We start from the raw sequence: 812 nt of genomic DNA, 5'->3' as shown, positions 1-812 counted from the left end.
GCCGGCACGGGGTGCTACGCCATTGTGGAGCTGGAGCTGATAGTGGAGCCCTCCCCGGTGGTGCCCCAGGACCTTCCGGACCTTATCGCCTGTGACGACGATGGTTTTGCGGAGTTCGACCTTACGGTACAGGAGGACCTGATACTGGGGAACCCGCCGCAGACTGACGTCACCGTTACCTACCACCTGAGCGAGGCCGATGCCATTGCGGGCATAAACTTTATCGTAACGCCGGAGGCCTACACCAACGCCGCGAACCCACAGACCATCTGGGTCCGCCTGGACAGTGACCTGACGGAATGCTTTGCGGTGGGCCAGTTTGACCTTATCGTGAACAGTGGCCTTCCGATAACCGATCCCACCCCCTTGGAGCAGTGCGATGACCTGGGCCAGGAGAACGACGGGATCGCCACCTTTGACCTTACCCAGAAGAATTCCGAGATAACCAACGGGGTGCTCACCCAGGGCGTGGCCTACTTCCTTACCGAGCAGGACGCCCGGGACAACACCGGCCGTATCGACCCCGATACCGCCTATGTGAACGTGGACGCGAACGGGGGCCCGATCAACCCGCAGGTGCTCTACGTGCGCGTGGAGGACAGCAACAGTAGCTGTATTTCCTTTACCACGCTGACCCTTCGGGTGATCAGCAACCCCAGGCCCGTGGTGCCGGACCCCATCGTGCTGTGCGACTACAACGTGATCGTGCCGCCGGGCCCCTATGACGAAGTGGAGCTGTTCGACCTCACCGTTCGCAGCGCCCAGATACTCAACGGGAACAACTGGACCCTGGGCTACTATGAGAGCTATGC

General features: G+C 61.1%; 1 protein-coding gene. It reads left to right on the top strand.

Annotated elements, in window-relative coordinates:
• Positions 1–812 (top strand): FIDD domain-containing protein (locus tag AC58DT_RS15670; protein ID WP_497217729.1); only part of this gene is annotated, 812 nt, incomplete at both ends.

Source organism: Aequorivita sp. CRS11, assembly GCF_059693805.1.
This window is presented reverse-complemented; position numbering and strand designations above follow the sequence as displayed.